This is a genomic window from Paenibacillus sp. PSB04, from assembly GCF_025809195.1.
GTDB classification, from domain to species: Bacteria; Bacillota; Bacilli; order Paenibacillales; family Paenibacillaceae; genus Paenibacillus_AQ; species Paenibacillus_AQ favisporus.
The window spans coordinates 7,152,425-7,174,479 of record NZ_CP081301.1; the positions used below are offsets into that span (position 1 = coordinate 7,152,425).

21 protein-coding genes are annotated in these 22,055 nt (G+C 53.8%); 9 read left to right on the forward strand and 12 right to left on the reverse strand.

Features of this window, described 5'->3' with window-relative positions; translation table 11 throughout:
* Positions 1-134 precede the first annotated feature (134 nt).
* Positions 135-572: a GNAT family N-acetyltransferase gene (locus K2F33_RS32820; RefSeq protein ID WP_263880639.1), complete on the forward strand. Its 438-nt coding sequence runs from the start codon at positions 135-137 to the stop codon at positions 570-572.
* Between the two features lie 74 nt (positions 573-646).
* Here K2F33_RS32820 and K2F33_RS32825 read toward each other — a convergent pair whose 3' ends face one another.
* Positions 647-853 (reverse strand): zinc ribbon domain-containing protein, encoded by a 207-nt coding sequence (locus K2F33_RS32825; protein ID WP_089545849.1) that lies wholly within the window; start codon positions 851-853, stop codon positions 647-649.
* Between the two features lie 268 nt (positions 854-1,121).
* On the opposite strand from K2F33_RS32825, the gene K2F33_RS32830 reads away from it, so the two are divergent.
* The 3 genes from K2F33_RS32830 to K2F33_RS32840 all read left to right on the forward strand — a co-directional run bounded on the left by K2F33_RS32830 (position 1,122) and on the right by K2F33_RS32840 (position 3,960).
* Entirely contained in the window at positions 1,122-1,697 is a 576-nt protein-coding gene (locus K2F33_RS32830; protein WP_089545848.1) for a sigma-70 family RNA polymerase sigma factor, read from the forward strand.
* Positions 1,687-2,757: a hypothetical protein gene (locus K2F33_RS32835; RefSeq protein WP_084203900.1), complete on the forward strand. Its 1,071-nt coding sequence runs from the start codon at positions 1,687-1,689 to the stop codon at positions 2,755-2,757. The genes K2F33_RS32830 and K2F33_RS32835 overlap by 11 nt, the downstream gene beginning before the upstream one ends.
* 219 nt (positions 2,758-2,976) lie before the next feature.
* The gene (locus K2F33_RS32840) at positions 2,977-3,960 is read left to right on the forward strand and encodes a glycoside hydrolase family 43 protein (protein ID WP_076170421.1); all 984 of its coding nucleotides are present in this window, start codon (positions 2,977-2,979) and stop codon (positions 3,958-3,960) included.
* Positions 3,961-4,477: 517 nt separating this feature from the next.
* Here the strand turns inward: K2F33_RS32840 and K2F33_RS32845 are convergent.
* From K2F33_RS32845 to K2F33_RS32865, 5 genes are all read right to left on the reverse strand, one after another.
* Complete coding sequence (locus K2F33_RS32845; RefSeq protein ID WP_076170422.1) at positions 4,478-4,711, reverse strand: hypothetical protein; 234 nt, start codon at positions 4,709-4,711, stop codon at positions 4,478-4,480.
* 404 nt (positions 4,712-5,115) lie between these two features.
* Positions 5,116-5,571, reverse strand: a complete 456-nt coding sequence (locus K2F33_RS32850; RefSeq protein ID WP_089545846.1) for an SRPBCC domain-containing protein — start codon at positions 5,569-5,571, stop codon at positions 5,116-5,118.
* Positions 5,572-5,663: 92 nt separating this feature from the next.
* Positions 5,664-6,677 (reverse strand): quinone oxidoreductase family protein, encoded by a 1,014-nt coding sequence (locus K2F33_RS32855; RefSeq protein ID WP_263880640.1) that lies wholly within the window; start codon positions 6,675-6,677, stop codon positions 5,664-5,666.
* Positions 6,678-6,694: 17 nt separating this feature from the next.
* A complete protein-coding gene (locus K2F33_RS32860) occupies positions 6,695-7,924 on the reverse strand; it encodes an MFS transporter (protein ID WP_263880641.1) in 1,230 nt (409 codons plus the stop codon).
* 132 nt (positions 7,925-8,056) lie between these two features.
* Positions 8,057-8,908 carry a helix-turn-helix transcriptional regulator gene (locus tag K2F33_RS32865; RefSeq protein ID WP_089545844.1) on the reverse strand — a complete coding sequence of 284 codons (852 nt, stop codon included), beginning with the start codon at positions 8,906-8,908 and terminating at the stop codon, positions 8,057-8,059.
* 136 nt (positions 8,909-9,044) lie between these two features.
* Between K2F33_RS32865 and K2F33_RS32870 the strand changes: the two genes are divergently transcribed.
* A complete protein-coding gene (locus K2F33_RS32870; protein ID WP_263880642.1) occupies positions 9,045-9,956 on the forward strand; it encodes an alpha/beta hydrolase in 912 nt (303 codons plus the stop codon).
* A gap of 77 nt (positions 9,957-10,033) precedes the next feature.
* Positions 10,034-11,962: a squalene--hopene cyclase gene (gene shc / locus K2F33_RS32875; RefSeq protein WP_263880643.1), complete on the forward strand. Its 1,929-nt coding sequence runs from the start codon at positions 10,034-10,036 to the stop codon at positions 11,960-11,962.
* 58 nt (positions 11,963-12,020) lie between these two features.
* On the opposite strand, the gene K2F33_RS32880 is transcribed toward shc, so the two are convergent.
* The 3 genes from K2F33_RS32880 to K2F33_RS32890 all read right to left on the reverse strand — a co-directional run bounded on the left by K2F33_RS32880 (position 12,021) and on the right by K2F33_RS32890 (position 14,945).
* Complete coding sequence (locus K2F33_RS32880; RefSeq protein WP_263880644.1) at positions 12,021-12,494, reverse strand: PAS domain S-box protein; 474 nt, start codon at positions 12,492-12,494, stop codon at positions 12,021-12,023.
* Position 12,495: 1 nt separating this feature from the next.
* Positions 12,496-13,335 (reverse strand): alpha/beta fold hydrolase, encoded by an 840-nt coding sequence (locus K2F33_RS32885; protein ID WP_263880645.1) that lies wholly within the window; start codon positions 13,333-13,335, stop codon positions 12,496-12,498.
* Between the two features lie 161 nt (positions 13,336-13,496).
* Positions 13,497-14,945 (reverse strand): aminotransferase-like domain-containing protein, encoded by a 1,449-nt coding sequence (locus K2F33_RS32890; RefSeq protein WP_263880646.1) that lies wholly within the window; start codon positions 14,943-14,945, stop codon positions 13,497-13,499.
* 126 nt (positions 14,946-15,071) lie between these two features.
* Here K2F33_RS32890 and K2F33_RS32895 point away from each other — a divergent pair, with 126 nt between their 5' ends.
* Both K2F33_RS32895 and K2F33_RS32900 read left to right on the forward strand, forming a co-directional pair.
* Positions 15,072-15,689: a LysE/ArgO family amino acid transporter gene (locus K2F33_RS32895; protein WP_263880647.1), complete on the forward strand. Its 618-nt coding sequence runs from the start codon at positions 15,072-15,074 to the stop codon at positions 15,687-15,689.
* A 180-nt stretch (positions 15,690-15,869) separates the two neighbouring features.
* On the forward strand, positions 15,870-16,847 hold the full coding sequence (locus tag K2F33_RS32900; protein ID WP_076170434.1) for an aldo/keto reductase: 978 nt from the start codon (positions 15,870-15,872) through the stop codon (positions 16,845-16,847).
* A gap of 401 nt (positions 16,848-17,248) precedes the next feature.
* On the opposite strand, the gene K2F33_RS32905 is transcribed toward K2F33_RS32900, so the two are convergent.
* Complete coding sequence (locus tag K2F33_RS32905) at positions 17,249-17,866, reverse strand: TetR family transcriptional regulator (protein WP_263880648.1); 618 nt, start codon at positions 17,864-17,866, stop codon at positions 17,249-17,251.
* 240 nt (positions 17,867-18,106) lie between these two features.
* Between K2F33_RS32905 and K2F33_RS32910 the strand changes: the two genes are divergently transcribed.
* Positions 18,107-19,366, forward strand: a complete 1,260-nt coding sequence (locus tag K2F33_RS32910) for a cytochrome P450 family protein (RefSeq protein ID WP_263880649.1) — start codon at positions 18,107-18,109, stop codon at positions 19,364-19,366.
* 190 nt (positions 19,367-19,556) lie between these two features.
* Here the strand turns inward: K2F33_RS32910 and gdhA are convergent, their stop codons facing one another.
* A complete protein-coding gene (gene gdhA / locus K2F33_RS32915; protein ID WP_412974028.1) occupies positions 19,557-20,921 on the reverse strand; it encodes an NADP-specific glutamate dehydrogenase in 1,365 nt (454 codons plus the stop codon).
* Between the two features lie 150 nt (positions 20,922-21,071).
* Complete coding sequence (locus K2F33_RS32920; RefSeq protein WP_076170438.1) at positions 21,072-22,055, reverse strand: diaminopimelate dehydrogenase; 984 nt, start codon at positions 22,053-22,055, stop codon at positions 21,072-21,074.

A 22,055-nucleotide genomic window follows, 5' to 3' on the forward strand; every position in this document is an offset into this window, starting at 1 on the left:
AAATTTAAAGGTGGTTGTCAAATCGAGGCGCGGGTGACTGGAGCTAAGGGGCTAAACGCCTGTTATCTTCACCCTTGAACCGCATCCGTATGGTAGAATATGTAATCATATTACTTATGGGTCAGGTGAAAAGAATGAATGCGGATATTAAGGTAAGGTTGGCATCAGAATCCGATGCAGAGGAACTCTCGAGGTTAAATCAAGCATTTAACGGAGGTGACAAGCGGCCTCCCCATCAAATCATGGAGAGCTTGAAGATCAACAACGAATTGATTGCCGTGGCGGAAATAAGGGGCAGACTCGTTGGTTTTGGTTGTGCCCAAAGTTTTCATTCATTTTGTTACGAAGAGCCGCAGGGAGAAATTACGGAACTGTATGTTGAAGAAGCCGCACGAAGGAGAGGAATTGCGGGTGCAATCATTTCATGTCTGGAAGACAATCTTAGGAAACGCGGCGTAAAAAGCGTAAAATTGTTGACTGGCAAAAGGAATGACGCTGCCATTAAAACGTATGAACACTGCAATTATGTTAGAGACGATGAGCTGCTGTTGACGAAAAAAATAGGAGACTGACGATGTATTCAACAAAGACCGCCCTGGAAAAGGCGATCTTTTATCTAAGCCTGTGGAGGACGCCCCTCCACGGCTTAGCCAAAGAACAGGTCGAGAATATTCGATCCCGTCGACGACTGCTTATTGTAAAATTCGGAATAACCGCAATTTTCGCAATAGACGACGACAAATTGGTTGTGCTGGATATCAAACATTTTGGACAGGCCTGTGCCGGTCATGGCCACCTCTTTCGTTTTGGCGTTGCGGCTGCCGCATTTCACGCATCCCTGTTGTTCATTCATCTCTTATTACCTCCATATTCGCGTTCGCGTTTTGTATCCTAATACGGTTCGTGTATCGCATGGTTGCAAACCGTTACTCTTCCGAATACTTCCCCAGCCCTTATATTGGTATAATTCCTCCAAGGCGACGTTGTAATTCAGCGCTTTGTAAAAGCACCACCTCCTATACTGCCCAAATATTTTTTTATAGGATGATATAAAAACCGAACCTTTTTTCCATCGAGCGACAATATAGGGTGTAAGCTGCTTACCCAGGAGGGCCCTCTGAATGCAAAACGAATCCATGTACCACGTGCTCACAAAAATGATCGAAGGAGATCAGCAGGCGTTTCATACCTTGTATGATGCCACCTATCGGGACGTCTACCGGACCGTCTCTTTTCTGGTGGATCATCCGCAGGATCGCGAAGATATCATGAATGAGATTTACATGCAAATGTGGACCTCGCTTCCCAATTATGATCCGGATCGTCCTTTCCACTTCTGGCTGCACGGCTTGGTCATCCGCCAAGTGCAGAGATTCCGGATGAAAAGCTGGAGGAGATTCCGAATATTCGAACGCGTCCGTGTCTTTTCCCGGGAAGAGCATCACTGGGATCAGCCCGCGGTGACGACGGATGGGACAGACCCCGAGATATCAAAAGCCATGCACAAGCTGACCGATAAACAGCGAACGGTGATCATTCTCCGCTTTTACCACGACTATACGCTGGAGGAGATTGCAACATTACTCGATATTCCGCTGGGAACCGTCAAGTCCAGATATCATGCGGGCCTGCAGTCGCTTCGAAAACACTTGGGAAACCTCCCCCTGGAAAGGATGGAAAAGAACAATGCCTATTGAAAGCCAAATCCGCGAATACCTGACCCGAGAGGCAGAGACCATGGAATGCCCCCCGGCTGTTTCCAAACGAATCGAGCAATCCTATTCTCAATACGTCCAACGACAAAGGAGCAAAAAAACGATGAAAAAAAGATGGATCGGCGGCATCGTTGCTGCCGCAATTATGATTCCAACCGCGGCATTCGCGGCCCCTCCCCTGATTGAAATGGCGACGAGAACACCGATGACGGCTGAACAAGTCAAGGTGGATGTGGTTGGCCAGGCAGCGCTTGACAAGCTGTATCGCTCTTACCCGGAAACCAAGTCGTTTGAAATTGTCGACGCCAGCCAGCTTGGAGGAAATCCCGCGAATGCAAGTCAGGGGAAAGCTATCCAAACCAGTATCGTGCTGCAGGAAAAGGGAGATCACGGCAAAAAGATCCGGCTTGATCTGAACGGGATTACGGGTGAAATCGAACATGTAAACCAAGAAAACTGGCAGCCTCAAGACAAGCCGGTCATCTCCTTAACCGATCAAGAAATCAAGTCGAAGGTCGATGATCTCATTAACAAACTGTACGGCAGCACCGGTAAGTACGAATACAGTATGGAGCCGATGCAGAATTCGGACTCAAAAACGTTGATATTGAACTATACGGAAAAGGGATCGACAACGCCGTTCTATCAGGCATTGGTTCAAGGGAATACGATCAGCGTTTCGCTGATCGGAGGGGGCCCTGCCGCAACCGTGGAAGGCTTCTTCACTACAAACGGCAAGCCTGACTATACTGCGGATGCCTTTTTAAACGATGAAAAGCTCTTTGCTTTACTTCACATGAGCCCAGCAGAATTGAAACAAGAATTGGCAAAAGGTGCATCTGTCGCCGAGATCGCAGCATCCAAAAAGATCTCCAAGCAACAAGTAATAGACGTCATCGCAAGTACTCAGGCTAAAAAACAATTCCAGGCCGATTCGCATGGAGGAGCTTCCGATGACGAGCGTGCGCTGGAACAATTGAAACAAATGGTTGAACCCAAAGTATCGCAAGTGATTGAACATAAAACGGAAACGCCTTGGTAGAAAGATCAGTACAGGCGCCAGAAATGGCGCCTGTTTTTATTTAGGGTACCCCCATAGAACTGATCGTCTCAAAAAGAGAACCATCCATTTTCTTAAAAACCTAAAATTTTGAGGAAAAGACCTATAAATCTTGTAGGTTTTTGACCCGGTTTGTTTGTTAAAATGGAAAGGAGCACCTATTGCAGCATCCATCCAACCACTGATTAAGGAGGAAACGAGATGACTCAGCCTGTGACGCAGCGCGAGCCTTTGGTCACCCACATTTATACCGCCGACCCTTCGGCTCACGTGTTTGAAGGCAAATTGTATATTTACCCTTCCCACGACCTGGACCATGAGCACACGTCCAACGATAACGGGGACCAGTACGACATGGAGGACTACCACATCCTGTCCATGGACGATGCGAACTCCCCATGCCAGGACCACGGCGAGGCGCTGCATCTCCGCGATATCCCTTGGGCCAAGCAGCAGCTCTGGGCACCGGATGCGGCTTATAAGAACAACACGTACTACCTCTTCTTTCCGGCACGGGATCACGACAACATTTTCCGGATCGGCGTAGCTACCAGCTCCTCTCCCGCGGGACCGTTCACTCCGCAGCCGGAATATATTCCGGGCAGCTTCAGCATTGACCCGGCCGTTCTTATGGATGATGACGGAAGCGCTTTTATATACTTCGGCGGGTTGTGGGGCGGCCAGCTGGAAAAATGGCAGACGGGCACCTTTGATCCGAACGCAGAAGGCCCGGCGGCCGACGAGCCGGCGCTGGGGCCAAGAGTGGCTGAGCTGAGCGACGACCTGCTCACCTTCAAGGACGCGCCACGCGAAATCTCCATTCTTGATGAGAACGGCCAGCCGATTTTGGCAGGGGACGAGGAACGGAGATATTTTGAAGGACCGTGGGTACATAAGCATAACGGACTGTATTATCTGTCCTACTCGACCGGCACGACCCATAACATCGTATACGCTGTGAGCGAGAACCCGCAGGGACCTTTTACGTACAAAGGAAAAATCCTGACGCCGGTCATCGGCTGGACGACTCACCACTCGATCGTGCAGTTCCAGGATAAATGGTACTTGTTCTATCACGACAGCTCCCTCTCGGGCGGCGCGGACAACAAACGCTGCGTCAAATTCACCGAGCTGACGATCCACGAGGACGGTACGATTGAAACGATCGATCCGTACGGGAAGTAATTGCATGTGACACGCTCGAGGCAAAATGAAAAGGCTTACCTCCACCAAATGGAGATAAGCCTTTTTTGGTTTGCAGCGCCGTACAGGGCAGCTCCACATATGGCGCTCCCAAAAGGTTAACAAAGGTCCAAGTAACGTGAAAGCAAACATTTTAACCCTTTCAATTCCTCATAGAATGCGGAAGGGCAATGCTTAAGTTTGTGGGCACAAAAAAACCGGCTCCCTTGGGAATCGGTCAACATTCTTATTTACGCTTCATTGCACTATGCTTGAATGAAGTAATCACATAACGCTCGCCGTTATCCAGTACTTTGTAAGATACGATATATCGGTCGACGATTCAGTAATACGTATTTGGGTATTCACGCGAAGGCATTATAACTCCCATTTTGACGACTTGTTCTTCCACTCGTCTGATAAGGCTTATTTTATATTCCCTTGTTTCTTGCTCGGTGAAATGCTCACTCTTATTTTGCCGTAGCCGATTAGCTGCCGTTTCCGTCCATTGGACAATCAACTACAGCTCACCACGCTTCACCGATTCGATTAATTCTTCTGTGGAGTACAATTTGCCCTCCACCAGATCCGTCTCCGATGCTTCGATCATATGGCGGATTTCAGGATCAGAATCCAGCTCATCTACAGGACTGTGGACCTCATATTCCAGGCCATCTATACGAATAAATTCTTTGTGATCTTTCAAATACGATTCAATGACCGTACCGTCAGGAGCTTTTAGACTAAAATTCATCCTTCCAACCTCCTTTTGCCTTTCCTGATCTGAAACAACCTTACCCTGAAATTATAACATATCTCCTATCCCTGACTCATTAACAAAAAAATAACCTAAACTTACTTTCTTGGTAGTTTACTAGCAGTAGCTTCTGCTTCTTATTCGAATACAGCAAATAACAGATTATGATGATCGATAAGCTGAACAAAATGGTCATTTAGCTTAGCTTCACTTCTTTAGCAACCATCTTTGCCAATCATTATGCGTTTCAATCTGCAGACTCTTGCCCTTGGCTAACGGTAGGCCCACCATTTCCGTTCGGGACTTACACCCTATATATAACGCCTTTGTTTGGCACTCATTGAAAAGGCTTACCTCCACCAATTGGAGATAAGCCTTTTGGTCTGCTGTACCGTCAGGGTCTACGCTGTCCCTTCGGCAAAATTCCGGATCGCGTCCATATAGGACGAGGCCGGGTATTCTTGTTTCGCGTGTTCGTATCCCGGGTTGCCTTCGGACCACGCACAAGTGAGCTCCAGCTTGGTCTGGTCCCCCACCGGCGTCAATTGATAAGTCATATCACAAAATACAGATTCATGCTGTTCATTGTATGCCGGAGCGGGATGCTGTTCATACGAAAATACGCGGTTCGGCTCGTACTGCTTCACGAATCCGTACACATGAAGTGTCCGGTCCCCATCCGGCCCCGGTCCCCGGAATTCGACACGGGCTCCCGGCTCAAAGGTCGATTCGATGCTGGACCCGAACAACGTGGCACGTGTACCTTCCGATGTGGCAATGGCCGCCCACACCCGCTCGGGCGGAGCTGCGATCAAGACTTCGTACGTCAAGCTGCTGCTTGATGGATTGACTGCCATTTCATTCACCTTCCATTGCTTGATAGGAACTGGTGTTGCTGGATCGTTTCATCCATTTTTTCACTTTAGCATGCAGGCTCGTTGAAGCCAATCTATATTTTGCTTAAACCAACCGTAACATCCATCTTAAGCAGCAGCTTCCCGCGCGTGGACCCGGTCTCCAGAAGACGAAGCGCTTCATTGGCTTCATGTACCGGGTAAATCCCGGAGATGTCGGCATGGACTTCTCCCTTGGCCAGCATTTGCAATGCTTCATTGGCCCTTTGGCCTGCCCTCTCGGGGTTAGCATCGCTGTATGTACCAAGCTGAAATCCGGCGACGGACAGATTTTTAAACCACAGCTCTTGGGTCGATTGCAGTGTATCCGGCTCCCCACCAGCGTTGCCAAGCACAACGAGCTGACCAAAGGGCTTCATCACTTCAAGACTCGCCCTTCTCATGGCTCCACCTACGGGATCCAGTACGGCATCAACGCCTTGGCCGCCGGTAGCCCTCATCGTCTCTTCGACGAATGCGGAGCGCACAAATAATTCATCGTACCCAAGCGAGGAGGCCAGGCTCTTTTTACTTTCCGATCCAACCGTGCCCAACACCAAGCCGGCACCCAGCCGGCGGGCGACCTGGCCAAGGAAACTTCCCAGCCCTCCGGCGGCGGCATGGACCAGCAGGCTTCCGCCTGTCTGCAAGCGAATCACGTCTTTCATCACGATCAGAGCCGTAGTCAAATTGACGATGGAAGCGGCAGCCACTGCCAGATCCAGGGTGGAATCGAGCTCTGCAAGCCTTACGGTCAGTTCGGGTCTGACGGATACCACCGTAGCAAATCCCCCAATCTCAGACAGCGTCATCGCCGCAACCGGCTCGCCTACACGGAAGCCCTTGACGCCTTCGCCTATTTCCCGCACATAGCCGGCAACCTCTAAACCGGGAATATATGGCGGCTGAACGTGGTCAAATTCCCCTCTGGCCAGCATCACATCCACGAAGCCTACACCGGCATACGCGACGTCGATGGTCAATCTGCCCGGTGCTGCAGACAGAGTCTTTACTTCTTTCAGGCGAAGGGCTTGCGCCTCCCCCGGTTGTTCTACGATTAGAGCTTTCATCAGAATTACTCTCCTTTCTAATTTTCTACTGGAATCGCCTGCTGCTGTTTTCGATGAATCTTTCTGCGCCTCGTTTCCAGCAGGATCATGAAGACGATCAGCGTCAATCCCAATAGCGTAACCCCTCCGGAAAAAAGGGGTACTGCTCGTAGCCCAAACCGGCTGTCGATGACCATTCCTCCCAGCCAGGCCCCCACGGCGTTGCTGATATGCAGCGCAGATACGTTCATGGTGGTGGCCAGATTTGGCGCTTCCTTTGCCTTGCTCATTACGAGGACCGTAAGACAGGGAAGAATGCCGAAGCTGAACACCCCCAGAAGAAAAATATCCGCCACGGCAAAAATCTTGCTTTCCAGCGTCACGGTAAAGGCAAAGAGGCATACTGCTAGCCCCGCGGTGATTCCGATCAGCGCAGGTCTCAAGCGCCAATCGGCCAACCTCCCTCCCGCTATATTGCCAAGAGTTACGCCAATGCCGAACAAAACCAGAATCCACGAAACGGAGCGGCCGTCAAACATGGCCAGCTGCTCCAGCAGCGGAGCTACGTACGTAAAGGTCATAAACACGCCGCCAAAACATAAAGCGCTCACCAGCAGCGCGAGTAGTACTTCCGGTTTGCCCAGAACGCCGATCTCCCGTTTCAGCGGTTCAGTCCGGGTGCTCAGATGGCCGGGAAGCAGCCGGAAGAGTCCCGCCACCGCCGCGGCCCCGATGACGGCAATCGCCGCAAACGTATAACGCCAGCCAAGGGCATGGCCAACCCACGTACCAAAGGGAACGCCGGCGATGTTCGCTATGGAAGAGCCGCTGACGAGAACGGATATCGCCCAGGCCCTCTTATCGGCGGTCACCATCTCAGCCGCCATGACCGTGGCCACGCCGAAAAACGAGCCGTGCGTCAAGGACATCAAGATCCTCGCTGTCATCAGCACGGAGAAGTCTTGAGCGGATACGGCCAAAACGTTGCTGATGACAAACAGCAGCATAAGGAGGAGAAGCAGCGTTTTCCGGGGCAAACGTCCCGTCAATATCATGATCAGCGGAGCAGTAACGGCAACGCCAAGCGAATAGCCTGAAATGAGCAGCCCGGCATCCGATATCGTGACCTGCAGGTTCGAAGCGATGTCGGGCAGTATGCCCATGATGACGAATTCAGCCATGCCGATGGCAAATGCGCACAAGGAAAGCACCAATAGAGGGCGTAACGGAGAAGATAAAGGCCGGGGAACTTCAGGTAATGGTTTCATACAGACGCCTCCTTTCGGTAAATCACATTACGTTAAGGAGGCAGAGGGAACCAGATCAAATTTTTAACTAGTATAAAAACTAACAGGAACATTCAGGGCAAAAAAAACCCGCACTTCGGCGAAAAAATTCGCTTACATGCGGGCAGCGGGGCGAGTCTTCAACCATGCCTCCAGCTTTTCTGGCGTACGTGTCTCCGGCAGGGGCATATAGATGCAGCACATCAGATTTTCAAGATCATTGATTTGGGTAAACGTAATGATTTCAAAGTGCAGGTGTCCCATTGCCGGGTGCTTCACTTCGATTCGCAGGCCGTTCTTTTCGGCTACTTCATGAAGAGGCCACCATTCGGCAAATTCTTTGCTGCTAATGGTCAGTTCCTCAATGAGCCGGGTATACCAAGGCTGACTTGCCGAGCGGTCGTACAGCTTCCTGTAGAAGGAAAGCGCGATTTTGGTCGAGTGCTCCCAATTAATAATTTTGGTCCGAAATGCAGGATGCATAAAAGTAAGGCGGAGCATCTGCATGTCCTCGGGAGGTATCGCTGAAAAATCCGTCAAAATTTCGCAGGCGAGCTCGTTCCAGGCGATGAGGCGATTTTCCGGTCCGATGACGAAAAAGGGATACGGCGTGCTCGTCACCAAATTCATAAAGGCGGGCGACAGCTTGTATGCCGACATATCCCTGGATGGTACCGGATACCTCCCAGCAAGAAGATACAAATATTCACGCTCCGTAGGGCTCAGCTGGAGCGCAGAGGACAGGCGATCCAGTACCTCGGGCGATGCGGATACTTCCCGGCCCTGCTCTAACCACGTGTACCAAGTAATGCTTAAGTCGGCCAGCTGCGCCACTTCCTCCCGGCGGAGTCCTGGCGTTCTGCGGCGCGTATGTCCCTGCGGCAGTCCAAACTGCTCTGGTGTCAGCTGCGCTCGTCTAGCTTTCAGGAAATCTCCGATCGCTTTTCGGTTCAAACCGGCTTCCATCGGTCGAGTCCACTCCTATCCAGGTAGTTTTTATGCTAGTTACGTTGGCTACTGCCTTCAGTATAAACGGCATGTTAATCTCGCTTCAAGCCATGATGTCCCCTAACCAAATATCAGGAAAGAAGGAACGAATTCTATGACACTGCATGCACAAGCCAAAAAATTCATACAGGATACGGCATCCCTGCCGCCCTCCCACACACTGGATCCTGTGGAGCTGCGCAAAATAGCCGCAGGAACCGTCATTTCAGATACGTTCGAGCTCGCATCGGTTCAAGATAGGAGCATCGAGGGGCCTTACGGTGATCTGCCGCTGCGGATCTACCGGCCAGAGCGGGAAGGCGCGCTGCCCGTTATCGTATTCTATCACGGTGGAGGCTTCGTCATCTGCGATGTGCAGAAGTATGACCCGATGTGCCGCATGCTGGCCGCAGTAACCCGTTGTGCCGTCGTATCGGTGGATTACAGGCTGGCTCCCGAACATCCTTTTCCCGTCGCTCCGACAGAGGCCATCTTCGCCGCCAAGTGGGTGGCGGAACATGCCGGGGAACTCGGATTTGACCCCTCCAAGCTGACCCTAGCGGGGGACAGCGCCGGTGGCAATCTGGCCGCCGTGGTTGCCCAACAGCTGCGCAATTTGGGACAAGTCGATGTTGCTGGGCAAATATTAATTTGCCCCCTCACGGATTATTCGCAAAGCTATGAATCGGAAGATCGATTTGCCGAAGGTTATTTTCTAAACCGTAACGTGCTGGATTACTTCAGGAAGCATTACTTAAAGAACGGCACCGACCTTTCGAACCCGCTCGCATCACCGATGCTCGGCCGCCTTGACGGCCTGCCGCAGACACTAATCATCACGGCCGAGTATGATCCGGTCCGCGACGAAGGGGAAGCGTATGGCAGACGGCTTGCGGAGGCGGGGGGCTTAGTCACATTCAGGCGTTATCCCGGCATGATCCACGGCTTTTACGCCATGACCGACTTGTTCGACGACGGCCGCCTCGTTTACGAGGATATCCACAGATTTCTGCAAACCCTGGTATAATCAGCGGCTTTCTCATTTCTCCTTCCCTGCCGACATATATTGCTATCAATGGTCAACAAACGGAGGGAAGCGGCAAAATGAGCAATAGGCTAAGTACGGTAGATGAGGAGATCGGGCGTTTGACGGCTTATCTCCTAAAGACGCAGCAGCCTGACGGCTCCTGGCGTTTTTGCTTTGAAAACGGAATCGGCATCGACGCCTTCGTGATCATCCTCTTTCGTATTTTGGAGGCGGATCCGGAAGGTATCATCCGGCAGCTTCACGACCGAATCTGCAAAGAGCAGCAGCCTGACGGATGCTGGAGACTGTATCCCGATGAGGAAGAGGGCAGCTTATCGGCTTCGGTGGAGGCTTACTATGCCCTACTTTGCTCCGGTTACAGCCGGCCGGAGGAGGAGCATATGCAGCGCGCCAAGCGGTATATCCTTTCGCGTGGAGGAATCGGTAAGGTCGACAGCATTTTGACCAAGGCGATCCTGGCAGCGACGGGCCAGCGCCCCTGGCCCCGGTCGATCTCCATGATCCCGCTGGAGGTGCTGCTGTTCCCCTCGTATTTTCCGATCAACTTTTTCGAATTTTCGGGCTATTCCAGAGTCCATCTCACGCCGCTGCTGATCATGGCGGACCGGAAGTTTTCGGTTTCTCCGCCGGACGCTCCCGACCTCTCCGACCTTGCCTCTCCGCGCCTGGATGCCGACGAAGATGATCCGCTGCCGCGGGAGTACGAGAACCTGCAGGCGGAACTCCGCCGGGGAATGAACAGGCTGATCGGCACGCCGCGTTTCATCCATGAAGCCGCCGTGGAACGGGCCGAGCGGTTTATGCTGGATCGAATTGAGCCGGACGGCACCCTGTACAGCTACGCAAGCAGCACGATTCTGATGGTTCTGGCGCTGCTTGCCTTGGGCTATGAGCGGGAGCATCCCGTCATTAGCGATGCCGTCAGAGGGCTGACTGCCTTGCAGTGTCAGGCGGACGGGACGACTACGATCCAGAATTCGCCCTCCACCGTCTGGGACACCGCCCTGATCGCCGATGCCCTGCAGGAGGCCGGGGTTGCGGAGAATCATCCGGCCATCCGTCAGGCCGCCTCCTACCTGCTGTCCCGGCAGCAGGACAAACCGGCCGATTGGAGCTTCCATAACCCGGATACGGCTCCCGGCGGCTGGGGATTCTCCGAGTCGAACACGATCAACCCGGATGTGGATGACACCACGGCGGCGCTGCGTGCGATATCCCGTCTAACGGAAACAGACGCGCAGTACCGGGAAGCATGGAACCGCGGGCTGAATTGGGTGCTGTCGATGCAGAATCGGGACGGAGGCTGGCCGGCGTTCGAAAAGGATACCGACAAGCACATCCTGACCTGGCTTGCAATCGAAGGGGCCAAGTCCGCGGCCATCGATCCCTCCGAGGCGGATCTGACGGGCCGGACGCTGGAGTACCTCGGCCATTTTGCGGGTTTGACGCAGCGGCATGAGTTCATCCGGCGGGGCGCAAACTGGCTGATCCGGCACCAGGAAAAGGACGGCTCGTGGTACGGGCGCTGGGGAGTATGCTACATCTACGGCACCTGGGCGGCATTAACAGGACTGGCGGCAGCCGGTGTACCGGCCAGTCATGATGCGATCCAAAAAGGCGTCCGTTGGCTTGAGCAGATCCAAAACCCGGACGGCGGATGGGGCGAATCCTGCCGGAGCGACCGAACCATGCGCTATGTCCCCCTCGGAGCGAGCACGCCGTCGCAAACGGCCTGGGCTTTGGACGCGCTCATCGCTGTGCAGGAGCAGCCGTCGTCTTCCGTGGACCGGGGCGTCCAAAGGCTGACTTCCCTGCTGCAGCAGGACGGCGGCATGACGGCCTATCCGACGGGGGCCGGCCTTCCCGGTACCTTCTACTCCCGGTACCACAGCTACCGGTACATTTGGCCGCTTCTGGCGCTGAGCCATTACAAGCGCAAATACGGCCATGCCGCCCCGGAAACACCAAAGCCGCTGGATCTCTGACAAAGAGTCCGGCGGCTTTTTTAGCAAACCACTTATTTTTAAAAATGAAGTATTGTTCTTATTCCATGGAAGACGATCCCTGTATCCGCTCCAGCTCATCGCGTTTCTGCCGGAGAAGGTTCTCGATCCGCTCAAGCTCTTCCCGCGCCCGGTTTGAAGCGCTCTCGGCTTGCTGGATCTGCTGTTCATATTCCATCCGCCGGCGCATGGGCATCAGCATGCAATCGTAGACCCATTCGCCATCCCGTTCCACGGCCGAAGCGTTAAGTAGCACGGGAAGGGGTTCGCCGCTGCTCGTTTTAAACGTCAAATACATTTCCTCGACGCCCCGGTTCAGCTTCATGAGCGGAAGAAAATAGATTTGAAAAAAAATCCGGCTGGAACGGGTCAACAGCGATTCGAAGCTGCTTCCGCACATTCCCCGTTTCTCATATCCCAGCATGCGGCACAGCGTGGCGTTGACGTCCTGGATAACGCGATTATCGGCCATGGACACATATCCGCAAGGCGCCTGATCCAATCGTTCGTCCATACTACCGTGTGGACTCGCTTGACTGACCGGCTCTGGCAGACGCCAAGTAGGCTTGAATCAGCTGAATCGTTTCATCGGGATGGCTCATGTGCGGACAATGGCCGGTAGCATCCATGAGCTGAAATTCGCTATCCGGCATGTGGGTATGGATATAAGCCCCTGCTTCCAGAGGCGCGATCACGTCCTCGGCGCATTGGAGTATCAAGGAAGGCACGGTTACCTTTCCAAGCGCATCCCGGTAATCCGAGAGAAACGTCGCTTCGGCAAACCGCCGGGCGACCTTCGGATCGGTTGCGCAGAAGCTCTGCTCGAGCTCGCCGGACAACTCGGGACGCCCCGGATTGCCCATGATGACGGGGGCCAGATAACTTGCCCAACCCTGATAGTTTTTGTCCATCATATCCATTAGAGCGAGCAAATCCTCGCGTTCAAAGCCTCCGATATAATCGGGAAGGTCGTTTAAATACCGTGCGGAAGGGCCTATCAGAATCAGCCGTTCAAAATATTCGGGTCTGCGGATGGAAGCGAGAATGCCGATCATGGCACCTACGGAATGACCTACGAAAATCGCGTCCCTTGCCCCCAGTGCCTCGCATATATCCAGCACATCCTGGGCATAGCCGTCCAGATCGCTGTAGCGGACCGGATTATACGCCCGAATGTCTGACCTGCCGGATCCGACAAAATCAAACAAGACCACTTTGTAATGATCTTCGAAAGCAGGTGCGACAAAACGCCACATGTTTTGGTCGCAGCCGAACCCATGGGCAAAAATCAAATACTGCGTGCCGCTCCCGGTGACTTGAACGTTGTTACGGACGAGAATCTGTTGATGGTCCATGTTGCTTCCTCCCGTATACACAGAGTTATTTTCAATTAAATTTGAAAGATGATCGTTCGACACTAAACTTCATTATACTACTAAACTCATCCCTCAGGACAAGAGATTAACCATTCCTTTTGAAAAATGGAATCAAAATCCAGGACCACAAGGGTGAACCCTCACCTATACGCTCGAATCATTCCGGCCAGTCGGATCAATCCCCGCTCCAGGTCGTGAAGGGATGCATACGCATACGATAAGCGCAGATGCTGCCGGTCATGCCGGTCATAAATTTGCCCCGGGTTTAAGAGGATCCCCTCTTTCAGCGCCTGTTCGAACAGCTGGTGAACCGGGATGGGAACATGCAGCCGCAGCCAAATGTAAAACCCGCCTCCGGGTATCTCCCACGTTGCCATATCTTGAAAATATTGCTGAAGGATCGAGAGGGCAAAATCTCTGCGCAGCTTCAGCTTCTGCCGGATATCGGCAAGATGCGGCTCGTACCGGCCTGTGCTCAGCCACTCCGCCACGGCATATTGGGACAGCGAGCTGGCGCCGTAGTCTGTTTGCATTTTGATGTCGGCCAGCCGGTCGATGACCGGTTCCGGTCCTGCCACCCAGCCGATCCGCAGTCCCGGGCCAAGCGTTTTGGACATGCTCCCCATATAGAGGACAAGTCCCTGCGGATCGGCCGACTTGAGCGGCGCGGGCGGCGGCGCGTCCAGCCACAAATCTCCGTATACGTCATCTTCGATTACCGGCAGCCGCTCCAAGGCCGCAGCCTTCATCAGCTCTTCCCGGCGCTTCCCTGACATGACCCGTCCGGTTGGGTTATGGAAGCTCGGGATCGTATACAGCAGCCCCGCCTGATGCTGACGTTTGGCCGGTCCCACCGCATCCGGACGAATCCCTTCCAGGTCCATCGGAACGCCGGCGAGCCGGATCCCTGCCGACTGAAACACGTGGATCGAGTTCAGATAGGACGGAGTTTCCGTCAGAACGGTCGAACCGGGCTGGAGCAGACCGACCGATATCAGTTGCAATCCTTGCAGCGCACCCGACACGATCAGAATCGACGACGGGGAAGCGAAGATTCCCTTGGACCGTAAATATTCGCTGAGTGTCTCCCGGAGAAACCGGCTTCCTTTGGGCTCGGAATATCCCAGCGACAAATGCCCGCCGCTCCCCTTCCCGATGATTTCCTGCATACTAGCTGAAGGGAGAAGCTCAGGCGACAGCTCCCCCGTTCCAAGCCGGATGATGTCCGCCCTGGCCTCGGCCTGGTTAATTCGCTGAATCAGCTGAATGTTGGGCGGATAAGCTCCCGCCCGGACGTAGCGGTTCCAGTCGGGAGCGGGACCAGCCGCAAGCAGATTCCACGTGTTGTTGACCACCACGGTTCCTTGTCCAACCTTGGATTCGATGAGCCCATTGGCCGCAAGTTCTCCGAGCGCATAGACCACCGTGCTGCGGTTCACTTGAAACCGGGCGGCCAGTTCCCGCTGTGGAGGGATTCTCGTGCCGACGGGCCATTCCCCGTTCATGATTTTCCCCTGCATATATTCGTAAATCTGCCGGTGAAGCGGCACCGGAGACGACTTGTCCAAATGCCATTCCTCGTAACGCATAGACCCTCTTCCTATCATGGTTGATTTCGTTTATTCTAACAGATTGGTTGGGTCCTTAACCAACCAATTGGATGGAGACCTAGAGTGGCGCCTTCGATAAAATAGGGACATTACAGGAGGAATGATATGATACACGCCTTATTTCACGGATTTATATTGGCCCTTGGGCTGATTTTGCCGCTCGGCGTTCAAAATCTGTTTATGTTCGGTCAAGGCGCCGCCCATACCCGCTTGAGCCGGGCACTGCCGGCTGTCATTGCCGCCTCCCTTTGCGATACGCTGCTGATATCCCTGGCGATCATGGGCGTTTCCGTCGTCGTGCTTGAATATGCCTGGATCAGAACGGTCCTATTGGGGCTGGGGATTCCTTTCCTGCTGTACATGGGCTACGTCACGTTAACGAGCAAACCGCTCGCCCATAACGGGGAAGACGCCCGGTCTTTATCGACTCGAAAGCAAATCGCTTTTGCCGTATCGGTATCCCTGCTCAATCCCCATGCGATTCTGGACACCGTCGGCGTGGTAGGCACAAGCTCCTTAAACTATGCCGGCTGGGAAAAGCTGGCGTTCGGCGCGGCATGCGTCCTCGTCTCCTGGGTATGGTTCGCCGGGCTCGCCGCGGCGGGACGGGCCGCCAGAAACCTCGATTCGACAGGCAGGCTCAGATCGTGGCTGAACCTGCTGTCCGCCATCATTATGTGGGTTACGGCCGCTTATTTGGCTTACAGCCTGTTTAGGGGATGATGACGAGGAGTGAAGGATCCGGAGGGTCCAATGAGGTCAACGCAGGTTAGTTCAAAGCAGGCCCAAACAAGATCAAGTAACACGAGATTCACTTAGTATACTTTTTTTCAGTGCTTACCAGAAACCGAAAGAAGAATTATAATGTTACCGAATCCACCAGGAAAAGGAGGAAATTGAAACGTGAAGTATACCTATTTGGGAAAAACAGGATTAAAGGTCAGTCGTCTCTGCCTCGGTACGATGAATTTTGGTCCAAGCACCGAGGAGAAGGAAGCCTTCAAGATTATGGATGCAGCCCTCGACGCAGGTGTCAATTTCTTCGATACGGCCAACGTCTACGGCGGTAATGAGCACCGCGGATGGACTGAGGAAATCATCGGCCGCTGGTTCGCCCAAGGCGGCGGAAGACGGGAAAAAGTCGTGCTCGCTACGAAAGTATACGGCAACATGGAACATCCTATCGTGGATCCCAATGAGCAAGGGGGACTTTCTGCGTACAAGATCCGCCGCCACCTGGAAGGCTCACTCCGCAGGCTGCAGACGGACCATATCGAACTCTATCAAATGCACCATGTGGACCGGAACGTGTCCTGGGATGAGCTCTGGAACGCTTTTCAAACTCATCAGAACCAGGGAAAAATCGGATACGTCGGCGCCAGCAACTTTGCCGGTCGCGACCTGGTGAAGGCCCAGTACGAAGCGGAGAAGCGCGGCCTGCTCGGCCTGGTGTCCGAGCAGCACAAATACAGCCTGCTCTGCCGGCTGCCGGAGCTTGAAGTGCTCCCTGCCGCGGAAGAGCATGGCATCGGTGTCATCGCCTGGAGCCCGCTGGACGGCGGAGTGCTTGGCGGCAACCTGAACCCGAAGGAAGGATCGCGGACTGCGCGCCAGACCGAGCGGCTTGAGAAGCTGCGCCCGCAGCTGGAGCAGTTCTCGAAGCTGTGCAAGGAGCTGGGCGAATCCGAAGCGACGGTAGCGCTCGCCTGGACGCTCGTGCATCCGGCGATGACGGCCCCGATCATCGGACCGCGGACGCTGGAGCAGTTCGAGCAGACGCTCCGGGTTGTTGAGGTCGAGCTGAGCGAAGACGTGCTGGCGCGCCTGGACGAAATTTTCCCGGGTCCCGGCGGAGAAGCCCCTCGGGCTTATGCTTGGTAACCCGCAGTAAAAGAAAGCTTGCTTGATCGAATTCATCCTATTCAGATGAGCTGATGGCCTTCCGGACATGTTCCGAGTGCTAAAAATCAGCGCCAGTCTAACTAGAAAAGGCTTATATTCTCTTATACCTTCAATAAAGAACACACCTTGAAGCTTCAAGGTGTGTTCTTGCTGTTTATTGATTAGTCTCTGAACTGCCGGAAAAAGGAGCGCAGATCTTCGGCAAGCTGATCCGGTACCTCCATGGCGGCGAAATGGCCGCCCCGGTCAAACTCCGACCAATGCACGACCATATACGGGCGCTCGGCAATCCGGCGGACCGGCTGAACCCCACTTTTTGGTTATATCAACAAAAAAATTCCGCTAGGAGCCGCGGAATCTTTTCGCTTAACTGTATGACCTCAACCCGGCATAGAAGAAAGCCGGTCCATATGGCGATGCAGCCTATCCACCAGGTTCGCATCGTCCCCCTGCTCCAGCCATTCTTCGATGGAGACGCGCAGAGCCGCCATATAGACGGCCACCAGAAACCGGACTTCATCACGGTCCGCCCCGGTTTCGAGCCTCGAGCACAGCGCATCGCAGAGATCCGGCTCCGTCTCCATCAGCGTGTACAAAAATAAAGACGCGATAGAGGGCGTCTGCCCGGCTATGCGGTACCGGAGCACAAGACCCGGGCGCTGCTTCTCGTATTGGCTGGCCAGGTAACTGAAGACCGATTGCAGGGCGGCATGGGGTGATGCCGGAGGCTCCGCTTCCAGCAGGTGTCGGACCCCATCCAGCTGCGTGCTGCGGATCGGTCCCGACAGCACTTCCTCCTTGGACGCATAATACCGGAAGAACGTGCGCGACGACATCGTGACCGCATCGGCAATGTCCTGAATCGAGGTCTGCTCATAGCCCTTCTGCTGAAAAAGCCGCAGCGCCGCTTCCTCAATCGCCGCCTGGGCCAGACGTTTCTTTCGCTCCCTTAAACCTGCCGGCGCTTCTATGGGATGTATGTTTTCTTTAGGATTCATCTCGAATTCTTCCTTCATTGACTTTTGTCACTCAGTGACATTATATTAAATTTAAGCGCAATCCACAATGCAAAATACGGACACAGCAGCGCGAAGACGTAGGCCCAAGCTTTTCGGGACGGGCCATTTCTAAGATTCCACCTGTTATCACAGCTTATTTCAATCATTCGATCATCCCTACAGACAGCTCCGTCCTGCTAAGGCAAGGCCAAAATACTCTGCTTATGAAAGGATGGTTTGATGATGAATCCGTCAGATCCCATTGCCCCGGAAGCGCTGAATCTGTTCAGCGGTGCCAGCGGGGACAATCCGTTCCCTGTATTCGCCCAAATGAGAGAATTGAACGCTGTCATTCCGATCCCGTTTCCGATGGGCGGGCCGGATCGTCAAGCGTGGATGGTCACCCGGATGGAGGAAGCGATGCAGGTGCTCAAAGACCATGCCCATTTCACGGTGGACCCCGCTTCGATCGACGGGAATGAAGATTTCAGAAAGAGCTTGGCCGGCGGTTCGGATGCGTCCGCACCTCCCACCTTTTTCACCGGACACTCCATGCTCACGGTCGATGACCCGGACCACCGGCGGCTGCGGAGCCTCGTATCCAAGGCGTTCTCGCCGCGATACATGGAGAGCCTTCGTCCCCGCGTGCAGGAAATCGCCGACGAACTGCTCGACCATGTCCAGGCGCAATGCGAGATGGACCTCGTCAAGGACTACGCCTATCCGCTCCCGATCAACGTCATTTCCGAAATGCTGGGCGTTCCCCAGGAAGACCGGGAGCAGATACATACCTGGTCGGCCGCTCTCGCCCATGGGCTGGGACTGGGAAGACGCGAGCCGGGCGTTGAAGAGAATATGCGCGCCTTCGGCGAGTACACCGCCCGGCTGGTAGCTTCCAAACGGCGGCAGCCTGCGGACGACCTCATCAGCCAGCTGATCGCGATCGAAGAGGCAGGAGACCGGCTCTCGGAAACTGAACTCGTGTCGATGATCACCCTGCTCATCTTTGCCGGCCACGAAACGACCTCGAACCTGATCGCCACCGGCAGCCTGATGCTGCTGGATCATCCAGAGCAGCTGGAGAAGCTCAAGGCCGAGCCGAGCCTGGTGCCTTCTGCCGTTGAGGAGCTGCTGCGCTTCAACGGGCCGGCCACCATTGCCGGACCCCGCTTTGCCACGGAGGACATCGTGCTCGCCGGGCAGTCCATCAAGAAAGGCGATGCCGTGATCCCCGTGCTGAAATCGGCCAATCGGGACGAGCGCCAGTTCGACCAGTCCGAACAGCTGGACATAACGCGCCAGATCAACCGGCATCTCGCCTTTGGCCACGGCATCCATATGTGCCTGGGAGCGCCGCTGGCCCGCATCGAAGGGGACATCGCCTTTACTACGCTGCTGAAGCGCATGCCGAACCTGCGGCTGAGCATTCCCCGGGATGAGGTCCCTTGGAACTTTACGCTCAGCTCCCAAGGGCTCGCTGCCCTGCCTGTGGCCTTTTAAATCCATATTCAGTGGAGCCCTTGGGACCCAAGGGCTTTTTCATATGCGGGATGAAGCCGTGGTACTCCGATTGGTTCGTAACGTATAAAAAAGAAAACCACGGACAAAGGAAGGGTATCTCATCCTTTATCCGTGGTTTTTATCGTGATATGAGTTCATTTCGAATGGTTTACTAAGCTGTAGGGAGGACTTAGACGATCCCCTGAGCGATCATAGCGTCCGCTACTTTCCGGAATCCGGCAGCATTGGCGCCTACGACGAGATTGCCATGATATCCGTATTCATCGGCTGCCTGAACGCAGCTCGCATAAATATTTTTCATGATATCATTCAGCTTTGCGTCAACCTCTTCAAAGCTCCAGGACATTCTCATACTGTTTTGGGCCATTTCCAGCGCGGATACGGCAACGCCGCCCGCGTTCGCTGCTTTGGCCGGTGCAAACAGGACACCGTTCTTCTGGAAAATTTCGATCGCCTGAAGGGTGGACGGCATGTTTGCGCCCTCACCGATCGCCTTCACGCCATTCTTAACGAGCAGAGCGGCCGATTCCTCGTCGATTTCGTTTTGCGTGGCGCAAGGCAGCGCGATATCGCATGGAACGGTCCAAATGTCACGGCAGCCCTCGACATAAACGGCATCCGGATGTTCATTGATGTAATCTTTAATCCGTTTCCGCTCCACTTCTTTCAGGCGCTGAACCGTATCGATGTCCAGTCCCTTTTCGTCATAGATATAGCCGTTGGAATCGCTGCACGCGACAACCGTAGCGCCGAGTTCTTTCGCTTTGCGCATAGCATAAATGGATACGTTTCCGGAACCGGATACGACGACTTTGCTTCCCTCAAAGGACAGATCGTTGTCTTTCAGCATTTCATCCACGAAATACACGCATCCGTAGCCGGTCGCTTCCGTACGCGCCAGACTTCCGCCGTATCCGATGCCCTTGCCCGTAAGCACGCCGGCTTCGTTGCCGCCCCGGATCCGCTTATACTGCCCGAACATGTACCCGATCTCCCGGGCTCCTACGCCGATGTCGCCAGCAGGGACGTCCGCATCGGGTCCGATATACTTATACAGCTCCGTCATGAAGCTTTGGGTAAACCGCATGATTTCCCGGTCCGACTTGCCCTTTGGATCAAAATCGGAGCCGCCCTTGCCTCCGCCGATCGGCTGGCCGGTCAATGCGTTTTTCAAGATTTGCTCAAAACCCAAAAACTTGATGATGCTTGCATTGACGGACGGATGGAACCGGAGTCCTCCCTTATATGGACCGAGTGCACTGTTAAATTGTACCCGAAATCCCCGGTTGACCTGAATCTTGTTGTTATCGTCCACCCAAGGCACGCGGAATGTGATGAGACGCTCAGGTTCGACCATGCGTTCTAAAATGCCTTCTTCCATGTACTCCGGATGTTTTGCAAGAACAGGTACCAGCGAGTCAAAAATTTCCTTAACGGCCTGGTGGAACTCATCCTCGGAAGGATTCCGGGAAACGACTAAATTATACACATCGTTAACATACTTTTCGGCTGTATTTAAACCCTTCGTATCCATTACACTATTCATAACCCAACCCCTTTTGCACAATTCGCACATTTTTTTGCACTATAACGCTTTGCTTCACTAAATTCTAATGCAGGTTTAGGGGTTTTTTCCAATAAAAAATATTTTTTTAGTCGATTAAATGCATTTATCGGTGCAAAATTACAGCAATTGCTGGCGCAGCTCCGCATCGCTTTTCGCGGATAGATAACCGAGCGGGATATCAAATACCGTTTTGGCGCCAACGGCTCCTTCTTTGGCCAACCGGACGGCCGCTCTGGCATAAGCGGTCAATACGCTTGCGGTGAATTCCGGGTTGCTCTCCAGCTTCAGGCTGAATTCGACGATTTGCTTCGTTCCTTGGCCGGTCACTCCGCTGCGGATCACAAATCCGCCGTGCGGCATCCCGCTGTGCTCGGATTTCAGCTCTTCTTCCGTAATGAAATGAACTGTTGTGTCATAGTCTGCAAAATAGTTAGGCATCTCCACGATCGTCTTTTCAATCTCGGCACGGTCCGCACCCTCTTCAGCAACGACATAGCAAATCCGTTCGTGCTTCTCGCGGGTTGCCAGTTCTGGCGTTTCGCCGCTGCGGATTTGTTCGATGACGCTTTCTACCGGGACGGTATACTGCACTCCTGCTTTGACGCCCGGAACGCGGCGGATGGCATCCGAGTGGCCCTGGCTGACGCCTTTACCCCAGAATGTGTATTCCTTACCCTGCGGGAGAATCGACTCAGCGAGCAGTCTGTTCATGGAGAACAGGCCCGGATCCCAGCCGGTCGAAATGACGCTGACAGTTTGTCCGTTTTTAGCCGCTGCATCCACGCTTGCAAAAAACTCAGGAATCTTGGCATGCGTATCAAAGCTGTCCACTGTGTTAAACAGGGCGGCAATGGCCGGTGTTTGCTCGGGAAGATCGGTTGCGGATCCTCCGCACAGAATCATGACATCGATCGATCCTTTATATTGTTCCACCGTCGATACATGCTCAAATTTGACGCCCGCTTCCGCAGGCATCTGCGACGGGTCACGCCGTGTGAATACCGCCACCAATTCCATATCTTCGTTCTGCGCGATGGATGCCTGGACGCCTCGTCCAAGGTTACCATAGCCTACAATTCCAATTCTGATTTTCGATGCCAT